The following is a 19,758-nucleotide window of genomic DNA, read 5'->3' as shown; positions in this document are numbered from 1 at the left end:
GGCCACGAGAGTCAGCCGGACAGGCACCCATGAGGTGAGTTGACAGCGATACCGCGGGTGTTGAGGAAGACGTACCGCATCGGCTGCCGACCTGCGGGCTCGCCCCAGGCGCCGTCACCGTGCCCGCCGGGCTCACCCCGCTCACCGCCGCCGCGCTCAGCGCGAGCGCGCTGCTCGCCACCATCGCGCCCGTCAGAGCCGCCGCGTTCTCCACCAGCGCGCCCGTCGGAGTTACCCCGCTCACCACCAGCGCGTCGGTTGGGGTCACCCCGCTCACCACCAGCGCATCCGTCGGGGCCGGCGCGGTCGCCATCGGCGACGCCTGCACCGTCACCTCGTCCAGCCGCCGCTGCCTTGGTGCGTTGTCGTCTGGTCCAGCCCGGGGGCTTTTCCTGGCGGTGGATGCTCAGGTGCAGGCGGTGGACTTCGGAGTGGTGGAACCGGCACAACAGTGCAGCGTTGGCCACCGAGGTCGGGCCGGTGTCGCGGGCCCACCAGGTGATGTGGTGGACCTCGCAGCGGGAGGCGTGCTGTTCGCACCCGTTCCACACGCACTGCCCGTCCCGGGCGACCACCGCCCGGCGTTGCGCGGTGCTGAACAACCGCTTGGTGCGGCCCACGTCCAGCGGGACACCTTCGGCGGACAGCACGATCCGGGTGAGGTCGGCCTGGCACAGCACCCGGGCCAGCTCGGACATCGCCACCGGGGTGCCGTCCTCCAACGTCGCCGGCGCCACCGTCCCCCACGGCAGGGCGATCGGCGGGGCCACCACATCCGCCCCGGCCCTCTCATGGGCGATCAGCTCCGCGACAGTCTCGGCCGACACGAGCAACGACACGTGCGGACGCGGCACCATCCCCGACACGGCCGCACCGGCCGCGCCCGCAGCCTCACCCACGCCCCCACCAGCGGTGGGGGCGGCGCCATCGGCGCCAGAGAGACTCGATCCGGCCGCCGCTCGCACCGGGCCGGTTCCGGCGCAGACCTTCTCCGCGAGCATGGTCAACGCGTCCGCGCTTGCTTGGCCTGGGGAGCGGGTCTGGTCACCGAACTGGCCCATCGCGTCCAACGCCACCCGCAGGCTCTCCCCGGCGACCCGGTCCAGGCGGCCCTTGAGGAACACCCCGTCAGGTTGGGCGGACAACGACAAGAACCGTTCCCGGTACTGCCGGTCGTGCTCGCCCTGCACCCCGGCCGGGTCCTGGGTGGCCACGAACCGGGCCAACGCCCGGGCGAAGTCCGGCGCCGACCGGGTCCGGGCCATCGCCAGCACCGCCTGCTGGGTGTCCGGGGCACGCAGGACAGACGCGACCTGCGGGGACGCGGTCGCGGCGACCCGAGCCAACGCGTCCAGGTGCGGCAACGGCACCGACCCCTCCCGCACCCCCGCAGCCACCACCGGCATCGAGACCAACGCGTCGGCCTGACGCACCTGCCGCGTCGCCTCACCAAGACCCGCCCGCGAGGCCCGGGCGTGCGCCGCCTCGAACGAGCGGTCCCCGGGGCGCACGGTGTCCCCGGCCTGACGGTCGGCGACCAGCAGGTGCGCCCGCGCCTCGGCCAACGCAGCCTGCCCCGACGCGACCGCGGCCAACGCTGAGGCACGCTCCGCAGCGCTCCAGCCCGAGCTGGCCCGGGACACGGCAGCCAGGTCGGCGGCGGCGTCGCGCACCCGCGCCGCCACCTCACCGACCCGCACCACCGTATCGAACATACGTGCGATTCTACTCGAACCGGACATCCGGATCAATGCCCTGACCTGCACAAACATATCCACAGGCCACCTCACCGAGCCGCCCACAGCCCGCAGCCACCGGACCGCGACGGCCCCGTCCACGGCCTGCAGCCACGAACGGCGGCGGCACCGAACCGCCCAGAGCGGGCGGCCAACGAACCGTGAGGATCCGCAACGCGCGCACCCATGGACGAGTAGCGCGACGCCCCATCACCGGACGCCCGGCCTGTGCGGCAGCGTCAGCCCGCACCGCATCGACAACAGCGGCCCGACGACCGCCCTACGCCTCCGCCGCCCTCAGCCGCACGGGCGCCACCGTCCCGATCCCCGCCAGCCGGCGCGACGGCCGGGGCTCGAGCACGAACCGCGGATCGGCCCCGAGCACCTCAGCGGTCGCCCCGTCCACCAGGACCGTGCTCGGCTCGGCGATGTCGGTCAGCCGCGCCGCCAGGTTCACGTCCGGCCCGAACACGTCGCCGAACCGCGACAGCACCCGCCCCCAGACCAGCCCGACCCGCACGGGCGTGACGCCGCGTGCACCCTCGAACAGGCCCCCGCTCGTCGTCTCGCGGTCGACGTCGATCTCCTTGCCGAGCGTGTCCGCGAGGCCGAGCGCGATGTGTGCGCCGGTGGCAGGGCTGTCGGCGACGAACAGGATGGCGTCGCCGATCGTCTTGACCACCCGGCCGCCGTTGGCGGAGACGATGTCGCGCGCGGCCGCCTCGAAGCGCTGGACGAACTGGGAGAGGTCGGTGGAGCCCAGGCCGGCGGTGCGGCGGGTGAACGAGACCATGTCCGCGAACCCGACGGCGCGCGCCAGCGGCAGGGCGGAGCGGTCAGGCCCCGGACCGCGCTGCTGACCGAACTCGGCGGCATAGCGCCCCGCGATCGCGGCGAGCTGCCTGCGGTAGGAGTGCACCAGCTGCGCCTCGAGGACCGGCGCGAGCGACGCAAGCCGGTCCAGGACGAGCAGCCGCGCCGAGGTGTCGTCGAGCTCGTAGCGGTCGGCCATGTCCTCGACCAGGGCCTCCACCTGCCACAGCGCGAGGCGGTCGGAGGTGTGGCCGAGGGCGCGCGTGACGGTGATGACGGTGCGGAGGTCGAGGCCGTGCTCGCGGATCAGCGCGGCCGCGCGCTCGATCGCCTCGGCGTCGCGCTCGGTGTAGATCCGCTCGTCCGGGTCCGCGTGCGGCAGACCCATCGTCATCCAGAAGCCCCGCACCACGTCCACGTCGATGCCGGCGCGGTCCGCCAGGTCTCGGGCGCTCAGGGTGCGTGGGCCGCCGAGGAGCTCGGCGTCGAGCTCTCCCACCGTCGACTCGACGAAATCAAGCTCCTGCGATCGGTCTTCCGGCACGGGTCGAGGGTAGTTCACCTGCCCGTGCGGACGTGGCGCACGTCACCCGCGAGCACCCGGTGCTCGGCCCCCGCGTCGTCGACGACCACCAGCGCCCCGTCCCCGTCGAGCCGCGCCGCCAGCCCGCTCACCGAGGCACCCCCGGGCAGCTCGACGCGCACGGTCGTGCCCAGCGTGCTGCACACCGCTGCCACCTCACCGCCCAGGCCGGAGCCCGCGGGGTCCCCGCCCGAGTCGCGCCAGCGCTGAGCCACCTGGAGCTGCGCCGCGACGATCGCGACCAGCAGGCTCTCGCGGTCCACGTGCTGCGCGCCCGCGAGCGCGAGCGAGGTCGCGCTCGGCACCGGCAGCTCGTCGGCGGACTGACTCACGTTGACGCCGATACCGATGACGACCGCCGGAGGCTGCCCCGGGGGCAGCGGCACGACCTCGGTGAGGATCCCGCCGACCTTGCGGGCCGCGCCCCAGCCCTCGACCTCGGTGTCGGCGGGCACGAGCAGGTCGTTGGGCCACTTGAGGGTGGCCGGCACGCCCGCCGTCGCGCGCAGCGCGTTGACCGTGCCCAGCCCTGCCAGCAGCCCGATCCAGCCGAAGGAGGCCGGCGGGGTCACGGGACGCAGGACGAAGCTGCACGTCAGCGAGGTCCCGGCGGGTGTCTCCCACGAGCGTCCCGCCCGGCCGCGCCCGCCGAACTGGTGCTCCGCGACCAGGACGCTGGCATCCGGCCACGAGTCGGGATCGGAGCGCAGGGTGGCGGCCAGGTCGGTGTTGGTCGACTCGGTGGCCTCGACCACCTCCACCCGCGCCAACGGCCCGGCGGGAGCGAGCAGGAGGTCGCGGAGCTCGGCGACACGGAGCGCAGGCATGGCGACCATGATGACCTGCTTGTGGGAACCCGACACCCCGGCGCGGGCAACACCGTGAGGCGCCTGCACGTGCATGGTGGGCGTCGACAACTAGCCTCGTCGGGTGACCGACACCCCGCAGCCCATCGAGACGGCTCCGCGCACCACGTCCGCGAAGCTCGTCGACCTGGCGAACCGGTACACCGCGGCTCAGACTGCGGAGCAGGGCGCCGTGGACAAGCAGCACGCGCGCGGCAAGCGGTCCGCCCGCGAGCGCATCGAGCAGCTGCTCGACCCGGGCTCGTTCACCGAGCTCGACGCATTCGTCCGGCACCGTTCCACCAACTTCGGGCTCGACAAGAAGCGCGTCCCCGGCGACGGCGTCGTCGTCGGCCACGGCACGGTCGACGGCAGGCCCGTGTGCATCTACTCGCAGGACTTCACCGTCTTCGGCGGCAGCCTGGGTGAGGTGCACGGCCAGAAGATCACCAAGGTGATGGACCTGGCGCTGCGCACGGGCGTCCCGCTGATCGGCATCAGCGACGGCGGCGGCGCGCGGATCCAGGAGGGCGTCGCGGGACTGACGCAGTTCGCCGAGATCTTCCGTCGCAACGTGGCCGCGTCTGGCGTGATCCCGCAGATCAGCCTCATCCTGGGCCCGTCGGCGGGCGGCGCGGTGTACTCCCCCGCGCTGACCGACTTCATCGTGATGGTCGACGGCACGTCCAACATGTTCATCACGGGGCCCGACGTGATCCGGGCGGTCACCGGCGAGGACGTCGGGTTCGAGGAGCTGGGTGGCGCGACGACGCACAACGCCCGCTCCGGTGTCGCGCACTACCTGGCGTCCGACGAGGACGACGCGCTCGACTACGTGCGCTCGCTGCTCATCTACCTCCCCCAGAACAACCTCACGGACCCGCTGACCTTCGACCACGAGGTCGAGCTGACGGTCGACGACGCCGACAAGGAGCTCGACACGCTCCTGCCCGACTCCGACAACCAGCCGTACGACATGCGGACGGTCGTGGAGCACGTGCTGGACGACGGGGTCCTGCTCGAGGTCCAGCCCCTGTACGCCAAGAACGTCCTGATCGGCTTCGGGCACGTGGAGGGTCACCCCGTGGGCGTCGTCGCCAACCAGCCCCTGGCGATGGCCGGCACCCTGGACATCAACGCCGCCGAGAAGGCCGCGCGGTTCGTGCGGACCTGCGACGCGTTCAACATCCCGGTGCTCACGTTCGTCGACGTGCCGGGCTTCCTGCCGGGCACGGACCAGGAGTGGAACGGCATCATCCGGCGCGGCGCCAAGCTCATCTACGCGTACGCGGAGGCGACCGTCCCGCTGGTCACCGTGATCACCCGCAAGGCGTACGGTGGCGCCTACATCGTCATGGGCTCCAAGCAGCTCGGCGCCGACGTGAACCTCGCGTGGCCCACCGCGCAGATCGCCGTCATGGGCGCCGGCGGCGCGGTGAACATCCTGCAACGCGGTGCCCTGAAGTCAGTCGAGGATGCCGGGGGCGACGTGGAGGCCGAGCGACGTCGCCTGACGGCCGAGTACGAGGAGGCGATCGTGAACCCCTGGGACGCAGCCGACCGCGGCTACGTGGACGCGGTCATCGCTCCGGCGCAGACGCGCTCGGAGATCACCAAGGCCCTGCGGCTGCTGCGCACCAAGCGCGCCAGCCTGCCGCCCAAGAAGCACGGGAACATCCCCCTGTGAGCGAGCACGCGCACGACGAGCACGGCGGGCACGACGACCCCGCCCACGGCCCCGAGCCGCTGGTCGGCGTCGACGCCGCCGACCTGCACGCCGTGGTCGCCGCGCTGGCCGCCACGCTGCACGGCTACGTCGACGTCGCCGTCGGCGTGCGCGCCGAGTTCGGGTCCACCGAGGCCGACGAGGACCCGCGGATCCTCGCCCTGGAGTCCGAGGTCGGCGCGCTGAACGCGCAGCTGTACGACCTGCTGCACGAGCGGCTGGGGCTGCACGCGGACCTCACCGGCATGTCCTGGGGCGAGGAGGAGCACGGCGACGCGGACGCCCCGCGCAGCGACGCCGAGATCGACACGTTCCACCTCGGCTTCGTCGTCGGGCCACCGCCCGGGACGTCGGACCTCTCGCTGGAGTCGGTGCTCGACCTCGTCGAGCAGGGCGGCGCCGACCTGGCGCAGCGGCTCGTCGACGTCGGGTTCGAGGTCGGTGAGTGGGGAGCGTCCCGCGGGGCTGCGGTGACGTTCCTCGAGGTCGACGACGAGGGAGAGGACGACGACCGGGCGGAGGGGTCATGAGCGCGCGCGACGCCGATGTGCACGTGGTCCGCGGCACGCCCGACGACGTCGAGCTCGCGGCGCTGGTCGCCGGGCTGATGGCCGCCGCGTCGGAGCGGGCCCGCCTCGCCGACGAGCGGGACCACGCCGTCGCCGCGCCGTGGGCGGACCGGCGTCGCACCATGCGGGGCAGCCGCGTCGGCCTGCTGCCCGGCCCGGACGTGTGGCGCTGGAGCCTGCGCGGCTGACCCGATGCCCTCCCGGAATCCCCTCCGGCTGCGGGGCCCCCGGCGGGTAGGGTCGGGCGGGTGACGATGACGCCTTCGAACCCCGTCGCGCCCGTGCGCGACGCCTCCCCGATCGACTCGATCGCCGAGGCCTACATCAGCCAGTACGCCACCCTCGACCCCCTGGCAGCGACCAGCATGGGTATCGCAGGGCACGACCACGAGATGACGGACCACTCCCCGGCCGGTCTCGCGGCACGCGCAGATCTCGCCCGCACCACCCTGCAGTCGCTCGACGGCGTGGCGCCGACGGACGAGGTCGACCGGATCACGCTCGCGGCCATGCGGGAGCGGCTGGGCCTCGAGCTCGAGCTGCACGACGCCGGCGAGTTCCTGCGCGACCTCAACAACATCGCCTCGCCCGTCCAGCAGCTGCGGGACGTCTTCGACATCATGGCGACCGACACGGTCGACGACTGGTCGAACGTCGCAGCGCGTCTCAACGCGCTGCCGTTCGCCATCGACGGCTACATCGAGTCGCTGCAGCTGGCCGCGAGCAACGGCGCCGTCGCCGCGGTCCGGCAGGTCGAGGAGTGCGCCCGCCAGGCCGCCGAGCTCGCCGATCCTGCCGAGTCGTTCTTCACGTCGTTCGTCACCGGCGAGGCCGTCGACGCGGTCCTCGACGAGTCGGCGGCGTGCTCGTTGGTCCGCGCCGAGCTCGAGCACGGTGCCACCGCAGCACGCGGCGCGTACGCACGGCTGGCCTCCTTCCTCAGCGAGGAGCTGGCCCCGCAGGCGCCGCAGGCCGACGCCGCGGGTCGCGAGCGCTACGCGCTGTGGTCCCGGGCCTTCCTCGGGGCGACGGTCGACCTCGAGGAGACCTACCAGTGGGGGCTCGAGGAGCTCGCCCGCGTGGTCGCGGAGCAGGAGGCCGTCGCAGCGCAGATCGCCGGACCCGGCGCCACGGTCGAGCAGGCGGTCGCGCTCCTCGACGAGGACCCCGCGCGGACGCTGCACGGCACGGCCGCGCTGCAGGCGTGGATGCAGGAGACGGCGGACGCGGCGATCGAGGCCCTGGACGGCAAGCACTTCGACATCCCGGTCCCGGTGCTCGCGCTCGAGTGCCGCATCGCCCCGACGCAGAACGGCGGCATCTACTACACCGGCCCCAGCGACGACTTCAGCCGCCCGGGGCGCATGTGGTGGTCCGTCCCGCCCGAGGTCACCACGTTCAACACGTGGCGCGAGAAGACGACCGTCTACCACGAGGGCGTCCCCGGCCACCACCTGCAGATCGGCCAGGCCGTCTTCGAGCGGGCGACGCTCAACACGTGGCGCCGGCTGGCGTGCTGGACGTCGGGCTACGGCGAGGGCTGGGCGCTGTACGCCGAGCGCCTGATGGCGGACCTGGGCTTCCTCGACGACCCGGGCGACCGGCTCGGCATGCTCGACGGCCAGCGCATGCGCGCCGCACGCGTGGTGTTCGACATCGGCGTGCACCTGGGCCTCGAGGCCCCGCCGGAGTGGGGCGGCGGCACGTGGGACGCCGACAAGGGCTGGGAGTTCCTCCTGGCCAACGTCAACATGCCCGAGGCGTTCATCCGCTTCGAGTGGAACCGGTACCTGGGCTGGCCGGGCCAGGCACCGTCGTACAAGATCGGCCAGCGGCTGTGGGAGCAGGCCCGCGACACGGCGCGCGCCGAGGCGGAGGCCGCCGGCAAGCAGTTCGACCTGCGGGCCTTCCACGCCCGGGCGCTGAGCATGGGTTCGCTGCCGCTGGACGTGCTCAAGACCGCGTTCGCCGGCTGACGACGACGAGGGGGCCGGCGGCGCACCCGCGCTGCCGGCCCCTGGTGCGTCCGGGCTCAGGCCAGGATCGTCGAGCCGTACCTGGCCAAGATCGCGACCGCGAGCAGCACGATGAGGGCGGCGGTCACGAACCAGTCGTTGCCGTGCGCGACGAACCGCCGGCCGGCGGGACCCCAGCTGCCGGGGAGCGACAGGACGCGGTCGCGCACGTTCAACCGGGTCAGTCCCGCCCACACCAGCGTCGTCGTGACCGTGATCAGCAGGCACCAGGGGCAGAGCGCCTTGATGACGAAGAAGGCCTCGAAGAACAGCCACCACGCGAACAGGAACCCCAGCGTGTAGACCGCCTGCGCGCCCAGCATGAACCAGCGCGGGAACCGCACCCCGCCGAGGATCGCGATCGCGACCGTGATGACGACGGCCTCGGCAGCGATCCCGAGGAACGCGTTGGGGAACCCGAACAGCGAGGCCTGCCAGCTCTGCGCGACGATGCTGCAGCTGATCACCGAGTTGATGTCGCAGCCGAAGGTCGCGTCGGGGTTGCCCGCGAGCGTGACGGCCTCGATCGAGAGCACGAAGGACGCCACCAGCCCGATCAGGCCGGAGAGGACCATCTCGACCGCGGTGCGGGCCCGCCAGGCGTACGAGGAGGGCTGCAGCAGGTCGGGATCGGGGTCGAGGTCGTCGACGTCGTCGAGGTCGTCCACGTCGTCGACGTCGTCCACGTCAGCCGACGACATCGTCGTGTCACCCACAGTGCCTCCTCGCGTCCTCGGCCCGACGGTGCCGCCCGCCGCAACCGACCATCGCCGGTCCATTGTGCCCCGCAGACCCCCGCCTCGTGCGCGGGTCGGAAGTCCCGACCGGTACGTCGCCTTCGCCGGGATCGAACTAGGCTCGCGACCCGTGACCCGCCTCCTGCTCGCCTCCGCCTCCCCCGCCCGCCGCGCCACGCTCCTCGCCGCGGGGATCGATCCCCTCGTCGCGGTGTCCGCCGTGGACGAGGAGGCAGTGCTGCGGGCGGCGCAGGAGCGCTTCGGCACGCTGGACCCCGCGGACGCCGTGCTCCTGCTCGCCCAGGCCAAGGTCGAGGACGTGGCCCGGAACCTGCCGGAGGACCTCGACGACGCGGACGACCTCCTGCTGCTGGGCTGCGACTCCATGCTCGAGCTGGACGGCGAGATCTACGGCAAGCCGGCCGACGCCGCCGAGGCGACCGCCCGGTGGCGGACGATGCGCGGGCGGACCGGCGTCCTGCACACCGGGCACTGGCTCATGGACGAGCGCGACGTCCCCGCGATGCTCGGAGCGACCTCGTCGACGACGGTCCGGTTCGCCGACCTCTCCGACGACGAGATCGACGCCTACGTCGCGACGGGTGAGCCGCTCGCGGTGGCCGGCGCGTTCACGATCGACGGCCTGGGCGGCCCCTTCGTCGAGCGGATCGAGGGTGACCACCACGGCGTCGTGGGCCTGAGCCTGCCGCTCCTGCGCGAGCTGTTGGGCGAGGTGGGAGTGCCCATCCCCAGCCTGTGGCGACACGCCTGACTTTGGTCCCAGACGAGCGTCCAGCTTCCAGGGAACTATCTTTCCTGTGAGCCAGCCCGAGAGGCTCACCGGGTCCGGGTAGGCCGGGACCGTTCCAGGGCGCCAAGGACTCATACATCATGTCGACCACCACGAACCCCCGCTTCGTCCGCATCGCCGGGCTGATCTCGATCATCGCCGGCGCCTTCCTCCTCGTTGCGGGAGGTGTCACCTGGGGCCTCGTCTCGTCGAACCTCTCCGCCGAGAACATCACGGTCTCCGACGACGCCGCCGCGTTCGGCGGAGCCAAGGTCGACACCCCGTGGGAGGCGTTCGCCGAGGCGGACATCATCAACCACCACGCCCTCGACGCGACCGGCAACAAGACCTACGCCGAGCTCGACAAGGAGGACCCGCTGCGCGGCACCGCGATGAACGCCTCGTTCCTGCGCGCCTCGCTGTTCACCTCGGTCGTCGCGTTCGGTGTCGCCGCCCTGGTCATGGGTGTCGGCGTCCTGTTCGGCCTCATCGGCTTCGCCCTGCGCCACCTCGCCCCGTCCGCCGCTGCCGCGAAGGCCGCCGACGACAACGCGCTGGCCGCAGTCTGACGACACCGCACCGCACGACGAGCCCGGTCCCCGCAGGGGGGCCGGGCTCGTTCGTTGTGGCGACCGGACAACGGCACGGACCCTGGCGCGCCCTCGGGCACCACCGCGCTGTGGATCCCTACAACGGTCGCGCCGGGGCGCTGGCCGGATCGACAATCTTGGCCGGGTACGCCGCGCGCGCACGGGTCCGGATCGCCCTGGGCGTTACGGTGAGCCGTGCCCGCCATCTCCAAGGTCCTCATCGCCAACCGCGGTGAGATCGCCGTCCGCATCGCCCGAGCCTGCCGCGACGCAGGGATCGGCTCGGTCGCCGTGTACGCGGACACCGACCGGGAGGCGCTGCACGTGCGCATCGCCGACGAGGCGTTCGCCCTCAACGGGGCCCGTGCGGCCGAGACCTACCTGGACGTCCCCAAGCTGCTCGACGTCGCACGGCGTGCCGGCGCGGACGCCGTACACCCCGGGTACGGCTTCCTCGCCGAGAACGCGTCGTTCGCGCAGGCCGTCCTGGACGCGGGCCTGACCTGGATCGGTCCCCCGCCCTCGGCCATCGACGCGCTCGGCGACAAGGTCAGCGCGCGACACATCGCCCAGCGCGCCGGCGCCCCACTCGTCGCCGGCACGGCCGACCCGGTCACCGGGGTCGACGAGATCCACGCGTTCGTCGCCGAGCACGGGCTGCCGGTGGCCATCAAGGCCGCGTTCGGCGGCGGCGGCCGTGGCCTGAAGGTGGTGCGCGAGGCGAGCGAGATCGGCGAGCTGTTCGAGTCGGCGACGCGTGAGGCGGTCGCCGCGTTCGGCCGCGGCGAGTGCTTCGTCGAGCGGTACCTCGACCGGCCCCGCCACGTCGAGACGCAGTGCCTGGCGGACCAGCACGGGACGGTCGTCGTGGTGTCCACGCGCGACTGCTCCCTGCAGCGGCGTCACCAGAAGCTCGTCGAGGAGGCACCCGCCCCCTTCCTCACCGCGGCGCAGAACACCCAGCTGGTCGAGTCCTCCCAGGCGATCCTGCGCGAGGCCGGCTACGTCGGCGCCGGGACGTGCGAGTTCCTGGTCGGCGCCGACGGGGTCATCTCGTTCCTCGAGGTCAACACGCGGCTGCAGGTCGAGCACCCGGTGTCGGAGGAGATCAGCGGCGTGGACCTGGTGCGCGAGCAGCTCCGGATCGCGTCGGGCGAGCCGCTCGGCTACGACCACGTGCAGACCCGCGGCCACTCGATCGAGTTCCGCATCAACGGCGAGGACCCCGGCAAGGGCTTCCTGCCTGCCCCCGGCCGCATCACGACGCTGCGGATGCCGTCCGGCCCGGGCGTGCGGGTCGACTCGGGCGTCGTCGAGGGCGACAGCGTGTCCGGCATGTTCGACTCGATGATCGCCAAGGTGATCGTGACGGGAGCCGACCGCACCCAGGCGCTCGCGCGCGCCCGACGCGCCCTGGCCGAGCTGGAGGTCGTCGGCATCCCGACCGTCGTCCCGTTCCACCGCGCCGTGCTCGACGCCGAGGCGTTCGCCCCCGCGGACCCGGCGCAGCCGTTCTCGGTGCACACCCGCTGGATCGAGACCGAGTTCGCCGAGACGGTCGCCGCGCTCAGCGCCACGCCGACCCCGGAGGACGAGGACGCCGAGCCCGCCGTGCTCGAGCGCGTCGTCGTCGAGGTGGGCGGCAAGCGGCTCGAGGTGGTGCTGCCGGCCGCGTTGTCGCTGAGCCGGGGCGCGACGAACGGGTCGCGCGGATCCGCGACGGGCGCGCGCCGGCCCGTGCGCCGGGTGGCGCGGCCGACCACCAGCGGGAACGGCACCACGCTCAGCTCGCCGATGCAGGGCACGATCGTCAAGGTCGCGGTCGCCGAGGGCGCCCTCGTGGCCGCGGGTGACCTGGTCGTCGTGCTCGAGGCCATGAAGATGGAGCAGCCCCTCGTGGCGCACCGGCCCGGAACGGTCACCGCCCTGTCGGCGGCCGTCGGGTCCAGCGTCAGCGCCGGGATGGCCATCTGCGAGATCGTCGGCTGACCCGCGAGTGAGCGACGCGGCCGCGGGTCACCGCCAGCGCCAGCCGGGCGACGGCTGGGTCGAGTGCGGCTGCGGTCATCGCCACTGGGGTCTGAACGGCGCTGCTGGGCTGCTCGTCGTGCGACGTGACGCGGACGGCAGACCCGTCGCCGTCGTCCTGCAGCACCGGGCGCTGTGGAGCGACCAGGGCGGCACGTGGGGCGTGCCGGGCGGCGCGCGGATGCCCGGCGAGGCGGCGCAGGACGCCGCGCTGCGGGAGGCTGCGGAGGAGGCCGGGATCGAGCCGTCGCGCGTCCGGGTGCGCGAGTCCAGCGTCCTGGAGCACCCCGGCTGGTCCTACACCACGGTGATCGCCGACGAGGTCGGCGAGATCCACCCGGCGGTCACGGACGCGGAGAGCCTGGAGCTGCGCTGGGTACCGGTCGACGAGGTGGCCCGCCTCCCGCTGCTGCCCGCGTTCGCCGACGCGTGGCCGGGGCTGCTGACCCGCCTGGAGACGCTCGACGGTCGGTGACCTCCGGCGCGGACCGGGCAGCACGGGGACCCGGGGTACTGTCGCGCGCGTGACGTCCACCCCCACCACCGGTACGCCCGTCCGGACACCCCCCGACGCCGGGACACCGACGCGGGTGTGGCTCGTCGCCATGCTCACCGTGCTCTGCCTGGAGCTGATCCGCGCCAGCGGGCCGCTGCTGGACCGTGCGTTCGCCGGGGGCGCCGCGAGCGTCGCGGTCACCGCCCTGGGCACGTACGCTGCCGCCGGACTGGTGGCGGCCCTCCTGCTGCTCGTGCTCGGTCGGACCTCCGGCACACCCGACGCCCGCACGCTCCTGCTGGGGACCGCCGCACTGGGGGTGCTGCGGCTGGTCGTCCAGGCCCTGGACGGCGAGGCGCTGTTCGTCGTCGGCCTCGTGGCGGTCGCGGTCTGCGTGGCGGTGCTGACGCTGGCGGTCGCGTTCGTCGCCGGGCGGCCCGCCGGAGGACGGCAGGCGGCGATCGGCCTGATGATCGGCTGCGGGCTCTCGGTCGGGCTGCAGCTGGTGCTCGGCACGTGGGACGCGGTGTGGCGCGACGGGTGGGTCGGCTGGGTCGTCGCCGTCGCGCTCTCGGTCGGCGCCCTCGTGACCGCCCGCGGGCTCGTGTCGTTCACCGCCAGGGCCACCTCGGCGTCGGCCGCGGAGGCGACCGGGCGACCGCGACGCCTCTGGGTGCTGGGCCTGTTCCTCGCGCTGGCCGCGACGGTCGTGGCCAACCCGGCGTTCGTCGCCTCGCAGTCCGGGGTGGCGCTCGGCTGGGCGGGCCTGGCGGTCGTCCTCGCGAACTCCGTGGGCACCTGGGCGCTCCTGCGCGCCGACCCGTGGCGGGGTCCCGTGCGTGTGGGTGCCGCGGTCCTGGTCGTGGCGGGCGCCGCCGGCGCCCTCTGGCTCTCGGGGGTCGCCGCCCTGGTCTGCGTGGTGGTGCTCGAGCTGTGCCTGGGCATCGTGCTGTCCGCCGCGCTGAGCGCGCACCGGCCCGCGCCGCGCGGGATCGTGCGGACGGGCGCCGCCACGCTGGTGGTCGGGCTCGGCACCATCGGCCCGCTGCTCCTCTACATGCTCGACTACGACGTCCCCCTGCCCGTCGACAACGTGTGGGTGATGGTGCTCGCGGCGCTCGGTCTGGCGCTGTCCGGGCTGCGCCGGCGCACGCCGGGTGCGGTCCCCGCCCTCACGAGCCCGGACCGGATGCCCGCGCGGACGAGCTCGGTGCGGCTGCTCATCCTGCCCGCGCTCGTCCTGGCGCTGCTCGGGTTCCTCAGGTCCGACGCGAGCGCCACGGGGGCCGACGTGCCCGCCCGGGCGGCGGGTGACGACCTCACGCTAGTCGACTGGAACCTGCACTACGGCGTCTCCCCGCTGACAGCGGTCGACCTGGAGGGCATCGCCGCGACCATCGAGACGTTCGACCCGGACGTCGTCGCGCTGCAGGAGGTGCAGCGCGGCTGGGTGTTCGGCGGCGGGTCGGACATGGCCACCTGGCTGGCGCACCGCCTGGACATGACGGTCCACTTCGCACCCGCGGCCGACCACCAGTTCGGCAACGCGGTGCTGGCCCGCTCGGAGCTCACCGACGTCGCCGTCCACCCGCTGCCCTTCGGCGTCGGCCCCCAGGCCCGGTCGGCACTCTCGACCACGCTGACCACCGCCGACGGGACCGAGGTCCGGGTCACGTCGGTGCACCTGCAGCACCGCGAGCCGAGCACGCCGACGCGCCTGGCGCAGCTGACCGCGCTGGCCGACGCCGAGCCGGTGCGGCCACCGGCGGTGCTGGCGGGCGACCTCAACGCGGAGCCGGGGTGGCCGGAGATCGAACGGCTCGAGGCCGGGGGGTGGGTCGCGGCCGACGACACGCTGCTCACGTTCACCGCGCAGCAGCCGGACCGGAAGATCGACTGGGTGCTCGGGCAGGGCGTGACGTTCCGCACGCCGACCAGCCCGCAGACGTCGCTGTCCGACCACAGCCCGCTGGTCGTGGAGCTCTCGGTCGACGACTGACGCGCACCGGCTCACGTCGTCGCGACCACCCGCACCAGGGACAATCGTGTGCATGACGCATCGCCAACCGCTGCCCTCGCGCCCGATCGCCGACCCCCGCGCGGTGGTCCTCGGTCCGACCTACCGCATCACCGTCCTCACCGACGGCCTCGTGCGGCTCGAGCACTCCGCGGACGGTGTCTTCGAGGACCGCGCCTCGACGTTCGCGCTCAACCGCGAGCTCCCGGTGCCGGACCTGCGCGTCATCGAGTCCGACACGCACGTGGAGGTGCTCACGGACCGGTTCCACCTGGTCTACGACCGCTCACCCTTCAGCACCAGCGGCCTGAGCGTGTCGGTGCTCGGCGGCGTCAGCGCGTACCACTCGGTGTGGCGCTACGGCGAGGACGCCCCGAACCTCGGTGGCACCGCGCGCACCCTCGACATGGCCGACGGAGCCATCCCGCTCGAGCCCGGCGTGGTGTCGCGCGAGGGCTACGCGGTCATCGACGACTCCCGTTCGATGGTCCTGGACGGCGAGGGGTGGGTCGCCCCCCGCGACGGCTCCCGGACCGACCTGTACGTGTTCGCCTACGGTCACGACCACCGGGCCGCGATCCAGGCGTTCTACGCGGTCTCCGGCCGGACCCCCGTGCTGCCCCGGTTCGCGCTCGGCAACTGGTGGAGCCGCTACCACCGGTACACCACCGACACCTACTCGGCCCTGCTCGACCGGTTCGCCGCCGAGGGTCTGCCGTTCTCCGTCGCCGTGATCGACATGGACTGGCACGTCACCGACGTCGACCCCAGCCTCGGCAGCGGCTGGACGGGCTACACGTGGAACCGGTCGCTGTTCCCCGACCCGCCGGCGTTCCTCGCGTCGCTGCACGAACGGGGTCTGCGGGTGACGCTCAACGTGCACCCGGCGGACGGCGTGCGACCGCACGAGGAGGTCTACCTGGCGATGTGCGCGGCGCTCGGCCGCGAGCCGGGGGACGCCATCCCGTTCGACGTGACGGACCGCGAGTTCCTCGACGCGTACTTCGACGTGCTGCACCGCGGCCTCGAGGACGAGGGCGTCGACTTCTGGTGGCTCGACTGGCAGTCCGGACCGCACTCGCGCGTCGCCGGCATCGACCCCCTGTGGATGCTCAACCACTTCCACTTCCTCGACAGCGCGCGCGACGGGCGCCGGCCGTTGACGTTCTCGCGCTACGCGGGCCCCGGGAGCCACCGCTACCCCGTCGGCTTCTCCGGCGACACCGTCATCTCGTGGGCGTCGCTGGAGTTCCAGCCGTACTTCACCGCGACCGCCTCGAACATCGGCTACGGCTGGTGGAGCCACGACATCGGCGGCCACATGTTCGGCGCCAAGGACGACGAGCTGGCCACCCGCTGGCTGCAGCTCGGGGTGTTCTCCCCGATCCTGCGCCTGCACTCGGGGGCCAACGCGTTCACGACCAAGGAGCCGTGGACCTACGAGCCCGCGGCGCAGGCCGTCATGACCGAGCACCTCCGGCTGCGCCACCGGCTGCTGCCGTACCTGCACACCATGAACCACCGCGCCGCGCACGACGGCCGCCCGCTCGTCGAGCCGCTCTACCACGCGTGGCCGAACGCCCGGGAGGCCTACGAGCAGCCCAACCAGTACGTGTTCGGCAGCGAGCTGGTGGTCGCCCCGCTGACCTCCCCCGCCGACCCGCACACGCGGCTGTCCTCCGTGCGGGCCTGGCTGCCGGCGGGCACCTGGGTCGACGTGTTCACCGGCCTGGTCTACGACGGCGGCCGTGAGCTGCTGCTGCACCGCGACCTGTCGAGCATCCCGGTGCTGGCGCCGGCCGGTGCGATCGTGCCGCTCGACGCCGCGGCGATCCCCGGCAACGACCCGGTGAACCCGGCCGCGCTGGAGGTCTGGGTGGTCGTCGGCGCCGACGGGTCCTTCACGCTGGTCGAGGACGACGACACCGACGACGCGGTGGTCCGCACGGCGCTCACCTACCGCGACGGCACGTTCACGGTCCACCCGGCGCAGGGAGCGGTGCAGTGCCTGCCCGCGACGCGCACGTGGACCGTGACGTTCCTGTCGTTCGACGGCTCGCCGCGCGTACCGGGCTTCGAGAGCCGGTTGGTGCGCGGGGACGGCCGGGTCTCGGTCACGGTCGACGACGTCCCGGTCGACGCCACGCTCACGGTCGAGGTCGGTGCCGGCGCGCAGGTCGCGGAGAACGACGTGGCGGGTCGCCTGTTCACGCTGCTCGACCGCGCGAGGATCGGCTACGACCTCAAGACGCGCATCCACCAGATCGCGACGTCGGACGCACCCCTGACGGTCCGGGCGTCCCACCTGCAGTCCCTGGAGCTCGACCCGCCGCTGGCCACCGCGGTCGGCGAGCTGCTCTTCGCCCGCGCGTGACGGCCGACCATGCCCTGAGCGACGCGGGCACGGTGCAGACCGTCGCTCAGGGCATGGTCGCTCGGCGCCCCGGTCAGTCCTCGATGCGCTGGTGCAGGATGCGGGCGACCTCCGCGATCGTCCCCGACATCGACGGGTACACGGTGGCGGTCTCGGCCAGCTGGTCGGTGGTCATGCGGTGCGTCACCGCGAGCGTCAGCGGGTAGATCGACTCGCTGGCGCGCGGCCCGACGACCACCGCGCCGAGCACGGTGCCGGTGCCGGCGTGCGCGAAGACCTTGATGAAGCCGTCGCGCACCCCCAGCATCTTGGCGCGCGGGTTGCGGGCCAGGGGCAGCATGCTCACCGAGTACTTCACGCCCTGCTCCTGCATGCGGGCCTCGGACCAGCCGACGGTCGCGATCTCGGGCGACGTGAAGATGTTCGCGGACACGCCGCGCAGCGACAGCGGCTTCACGGCGTCGCCCAGGGCGTGCGCCATCGCGATCCGGCCCTGCATGGCCGCGACCGACGCGAGCGGCAGCACCCCCGTCACGTCCCCGGCGGCGTAGACGCCCCGGACGTTGGTGCGCGAGACCTTGTCCACCTCCACGTGACCGGACGGCTTCAGGCGCACACCGGCCTCCTCGAGCCCGAGGCCCGCGGTCGTCGGGACGGACCCGACGGCGAACAGCACGTGCGACCCCTCGATCACGCTGCCGTCCGCCAGGGTGACCTCGACGCCGTCCGCGGTGCGGCGGGCACCCGAGGCGCGGCACCGCGACATGACGGTCATGCCGCGGGTCTTGAACACGTCCTCGAGCAGCGTGGCCGCGTCGGCGTCCTCTCCGGGCAGCACGCGGTCGCGGCTGGAGACCAGCACCACGTCGGCCCCCAGCGAGGTGAAGGCGCCGGCGAACTCGGCGCCCGTCACGCCCGAGCCCACGACGATGAGCCGACTGGGCAGCGCGTTCAGGTCGTACAGCTGGGTCCACGTGAGGATGCGCTCGCCGTCCGGCCGCGCGGAGTCCAGCGTCCGCGGCGTCGCCCCGGTGGCCACCAGCACCGCGTCCGCCTCGAGCGTGAGGTCCTCGACGCCGTCCTGCCGCGTCACGACCACCCGCGACGGCCCGTCGAGCCGGCCGTGCCCGAGCACGATCCGCACGCCCTCCCGCTCGAGCCGCGCCCGGATGTCCGCGGACTGCGCGCCCGCGAGCGCCTTGACGCGCGTGTTGACCGCGGCCAGGTCGATGCGGTGGCGCAGCTGCTCGAGCGTGCCGCCGACGGCGCCCGCCAGGGGCGTGCCGTCGAGCCGGATGCCCAGCTCGGGGGCGCGGTCGGCGATCGTCATCCACTCGGCGGTGGCGATGAGGGTCTTGGAGGGCACCACGTCCGTCAGCACCGCCGCGCCGCCCATGCCGGCGGCCTCGACGACGGTGACATCCGCCCCGAGGCGGCGGCCGACGAGGGCCGCCTCATACCCCCCGGGCCCACCACCGATGATGACGACGCGGACGGACGGGGGCTGCTCGGGGGTGCTCACGAGCAGACATTCTGCCGGTCCCGGGGCCGACGGCGAGACGGACGGACCACGTTAGCCTCGGACCCATGAGCGACGTGACCCTGCACCCCGACCTCGACGACCCCACGACCGACCCGTTCGACCTGGCCGGCGCGGCCGCCGAGCACATCGCCGTGGCCACGGGTGTGGCCCGCCACGACGTCGCGCTCGTGCTCGGATCCGGCTGGGCCGGTGCTGCCGAGCTCCTGGGCGAGACGGTCGCGGTCCTGCCCAGCACCGAGGTGCCCGGGTTCGCCGCACCTGCCGTCGTCGGGCACGTCGGCACCATCCGCTCCATCCGCATCGGCGGCACGGACAAGCACGCGCTCGTGCTCGGCTCGCGGACGCACCTGTACGAGGGCAAGGGCGTGCGGCGCGTCGTGCACGGCGTCCGCACGGCCGCCGCGGCCGGCGCGACGACGGTCGTGCTGACCAACGGCTGCGGAGGGCTGAACCCCGCGTGGGGACCGGGCACGCCCGTCCTGATCAGCGACCACCTCAACCTCACCGCGACGTCCCCGCTGGAGGGCGCCACGTTCGTCGACCTGACCGACCTCTACAGCGCGCGGCTGCGCGCGGTCGCCCGCGAGGTGGACCCGGAACTCGACGACGGCGTGTACGTGCAGTTCCGCGGTCCCCACTACGAGACCCCGGCCGAGGTCAGGATGGCCGGCGTGCTCGGCGGCGACCTGGTCGGCATGTCGACCGCGCTCGAGGCCATCGCGGCGCGGCACGCCGGTCTCGAGGTGCTCGGGATCTCCCTGGTGACCAACCTCGCGGCGGGCATCAGCGACGAGCCGCTGTCGCACGAGGAGGTCCTCGAGGCGGGGCGCGCCGCCGGTCCCCGGATCAGCGCCCTGCTGGCACAGATCGTGCGCCGGCTGTAGCGGTCCGATGCG

16 protein-coding genes are annotated in these 19,758 nt (G+C 73.4%); 11 read left to right on the top strand and 5 right to left on the bottom strand.

What is annotated here, in order from left to right; translation table 11 throughout:
• Window positions 1–11 precede the first annotated feature (11 nt).
• From KG102_RS03825 to KG102_RS03815, 3 genes are all read right to left on the bottom strand, one after another.
• The gene (locus tag KG102_RS03825) at window positions 12–1,772 is read right to left on the bottom strand and encodes an HNH endonuclease signature motif containing protein (RefSeq protein ID WP_213363033.1); all 1,761 of its coding nucleotides are present in this window, start codon (window positions 1,770–1,772) and stop codon (window positions 12–14) included.
• 244 nt (window positions 1,773–2,016) lie between these two features.
• Window positions 2,017–3,093 (bottom strand): adenylate/guanylate cyclase domain-containing protein, encoded by a 1,077-nt coding sequence (locus KG102_RS03820; RefSeq protein ID WP_249667460.1) that lies wholly within the window; start codon window positions 3,091–3,093, stop codon window positions 2,017–2,019.
• Between the two features lie 14 nt (window positions 3,094–3,107).
• Window positions 3,108–3,959, bottom strand: coding sequence for a biotin--[acetyl-CoA-carboxylase] ligase (locus KG102_RS03815; protein ID WP_243885154.1), 852 nt, complete (start codon window positions 3,957–3,959; stop codon window positions 3,108–3,110).
• Between the two features lie 103 nt (window positions 3,960–4,062).
• Between KG102_RS03815 and KG102_RS03810 the strand changes: the two genes are divergently transcribed.
• The 4 genes from KG102_RS03810 (at window position 4,063) to KG102_RS03795 (ending at window position 8,248) form a co-directional block, all read left to right on the top strand.
• Window positions 4,063–5,664, top strand: a complete 1,602-nt coding sequence (locus tag KG102_RS03810; protein ID WP_208209812.1) for an acyl-CoA carboxylase subunit beta — start codon at window positions 4,063–4,065, stop codon at window positions 5,662–5,664.
• Window positions 5,661–6,233, top strand: coding sequence for a hypothetical protein (locus tag KG102_RS03805; protein ID WP_208290440.1), 573 nt, complete (start codon window positions 5,661–5,663; stop codon window positions 6,231–6,233). The genes KG102_RS03810 and KG102_RS03805 overlap by 4 nt, the downstream gene beginning before the upstream one ends.
• Window positions 6,230–6,460 carry an acyl-CoA carboxylase subunit epsilon gene (locus KG102_RS03800; protein ID WP_208209814.1) on the top strand — a complete coding sequence of 77 codons (231 nt, stop codon included), beginning with the start codon at window positions 6,230–6,232 and terminating at the stop codon, window positions 6,458–6,460. The genes KG102_RS03805 and KG102_RS03800 overlap by 4 nt, the downstream gene beginning before the upstream one ends.
• A gap of 66 nt (window positions 6,461–6,526) precedes the next feature.
• The gene (locus KG102_RS03795) at window positions 6,527–8,248 is read left to right on the top strand and encodes a DUF885 domain-containing protein (RefSeq protein WP_208290598.1); all 1,722 of its coding nucleotides are present in this window, start codon (window positions 6,527–6,529) and stop codon (window positions 8,246–8,248) included.
• Between the two features lie 56 nt (window positions 8,249–8,304).
• Here the strand turns inward: KG102_RS03795 and KG102_RS03790 are convergent, their stop codons facing one another.
• Window positions 8,305–9,003 carry a vitamin K epoxide reductase family protein gene (locus tag KG102_RS03790; protein ID WP_249667459.1) on the bottom strand — a complete coding sequence of 233 codons (699 nt, stop codon included), beginning with the start codon at window positions 9,001–9,003 and terminating at the stop codon, window positions 8,305–8,307.
• A gap of 151 nt (window positions 9,004–9,154) precedes the next feature.
• On the opposite strand from KG102_RS03790, the gene KG102_RS03785 reads away from it, so the two are divergent.
• The 6 genes from KG102_RS03785 (at window position 9,155) to KG102_RS03760 (ending at window position 17,319) form a co-directional block, all read left to right on the top strand.
• Window positions 9,155–9,796, top strand: coding sequence for a Maf family protein (locus KG102_RS03785; RefSeq protein WP_208290441.1), 642 nt, complete (start codon window positions 9,155–9,157; stop codon window positions 9,794–9,796).
• 119 nt (window positions 9,797–9,915) lie between these two features.
• Window positions 9,916–10,383 (top strand): aromatic ring-opening dioxygenase LigA, encoded by a 468-nt coding sequence (locus KG102_RS03780; protein ID WP_208209816.1) that lies wholly within the window; start codon window positions 9,916–9,918, stop codon window positions 10,381–10,383.
• Window positions 10,384–10,599: 216 nt separating this feature from the next.
• Window positions 10,600–12,393, top strand: coding sequence for an ATP-binding protein (locus KG102_RS03775; RefSeq protein ID WP_208209817.1), 1,794 nt, complete (start codon window positions 10,600–10,602; stop codon window positions 12,391–12,393).
• Between the two features lie 7 nt (window positions 12,394–12,400).
• Complete coding sequence (locus KG102_RS03770) at window positions 12,401–12,907, top strand: NUDIX domain-containing protein (protein ID WP_208290442.1); 507 nt, start codon at window positions 12,401–12,403, stop codon at window positions 12,905–12,907.
• Window positions 12,908–12,956: 49 nt separating this feature from the next.
• Window positions 12,957–14,927 carry an endonuclease/exonuclease/phosphatase family protein gene (locus tag KG102_RS03765; protein ID WP_249667457.1) on the top strand — a complete coding sequence of 657 codons (1,971 nt, stop codon included), beginning with the start codon at window positions 12,957–12,959 and terminating at the stop codon, window positions 14,925–14,927.
• A gap of 52 nt (window positions 14,928–14,979) precedes the next feature.
• On the top strand, window positions 14,980–17,319 hold the full coding sequence (locus KG102_RS03760; protein ID WP_208290443.1) for a glycoside hydrolase family 31 protein: 2,340 nt from the start codon (window positions 14,980–14,982) through the stop codon (window positions 17,317–17,319).
• Between the two features lie 73 nt (window positions 17,320–17,392).
• Here KG102_RS03760 and KG102_RS03755 read toward each other — a convergent pair whose 3' ends face one another.
• Entirely contained in the window at window positions 17,393–18,841 is a 1,449-nt protein-coding gene (locus tag KG102_RS03755) for an NAD(P)H-quinone dehydrogenase (RefSeq protein ID WP_208209820.1), read from the bottom strand.
• 65 nt (window positions 18,842–18,906) lie between these two features.
• Here KG102_RS03755 and KG102_RS03750 point away from each other — a divergent pair, with 65 nt between their 5' ends.
• A complete protein-coding gene (locus KG102_RS03750; RefSeq protein ID WP_208290444.1) occupies window positions 18,907–19,746 on the top strand; it encodes a purine-nucleoside phosphorylase in 840 nt (279 codons plus the stop codon).
• Window positions 19,747–19,758 lie beyond the last annotated feature (12 nt).

The sequence above is a fragment of the Cellulomonas fengjieae genome (genome assembly GCF_018388465.1).
Taxonomy (GTDB): Bacteria; Actinomycetota; Actinomycetes; order Actinomycetales; family Cellulomonadaceae; genus Cellulomonas; species Cellulomonas fengjieae.
Note: the sequence above shows the minus strand (reverse complement) of the source record. Positions and strands in the feature narration are given on the sequence as shown.

Coding starts and splice junctions, on each gene's coding strand:
- KG102_RS03825 (WP_213363033.1), bottom strand. CDS start 1,772: ATGTTTGTGCAGGTCAGGGCATTGATCCGGATGTCCGGTTCGAGTAGA.
- KG102_RS03815 (WP_243885154.1), bottom strand. CDS start 3,959: ATGCCTGCGCTCCGTGTCGCCGAGCTCCGCGACCTCCTGCTCGCTCCC.
- KG102_RS03800 (WP_208209814.1), top strand. CDS start 6,230: ATGAGCGCGCGCGACGCCGATGTGCACGTGGTCCGCGGCACGCCCGAC.
- KG102_RS03795 (WP_208290598.1), top strand. CDS start 6,527: ATGACGCCTTCGAACCCCGTCGCGCCCGTGCGCGACGCCTCCCCGATC.
- KG102_RS03780 (WP_208209816.1), top strand. CDS start 9,916: ATGTCGACCACCACGAACCCCCGCTTCGTCCGCATCGCCGGGCTGATC.
- KG102_RS03760 (WP_208290443.1), top strand. CDS start 14,980: ATGACGCATCGCCAACCGCTGCCCTCGCGCCCGATCGCCGACCCCCGC.
- KG102_RS03750 (WP_208290444.1), top strand. CDS start 18,907: ATGAGCGACGTGACCCTGCACCCCGACCTCGACGACCCCACGACCGAC.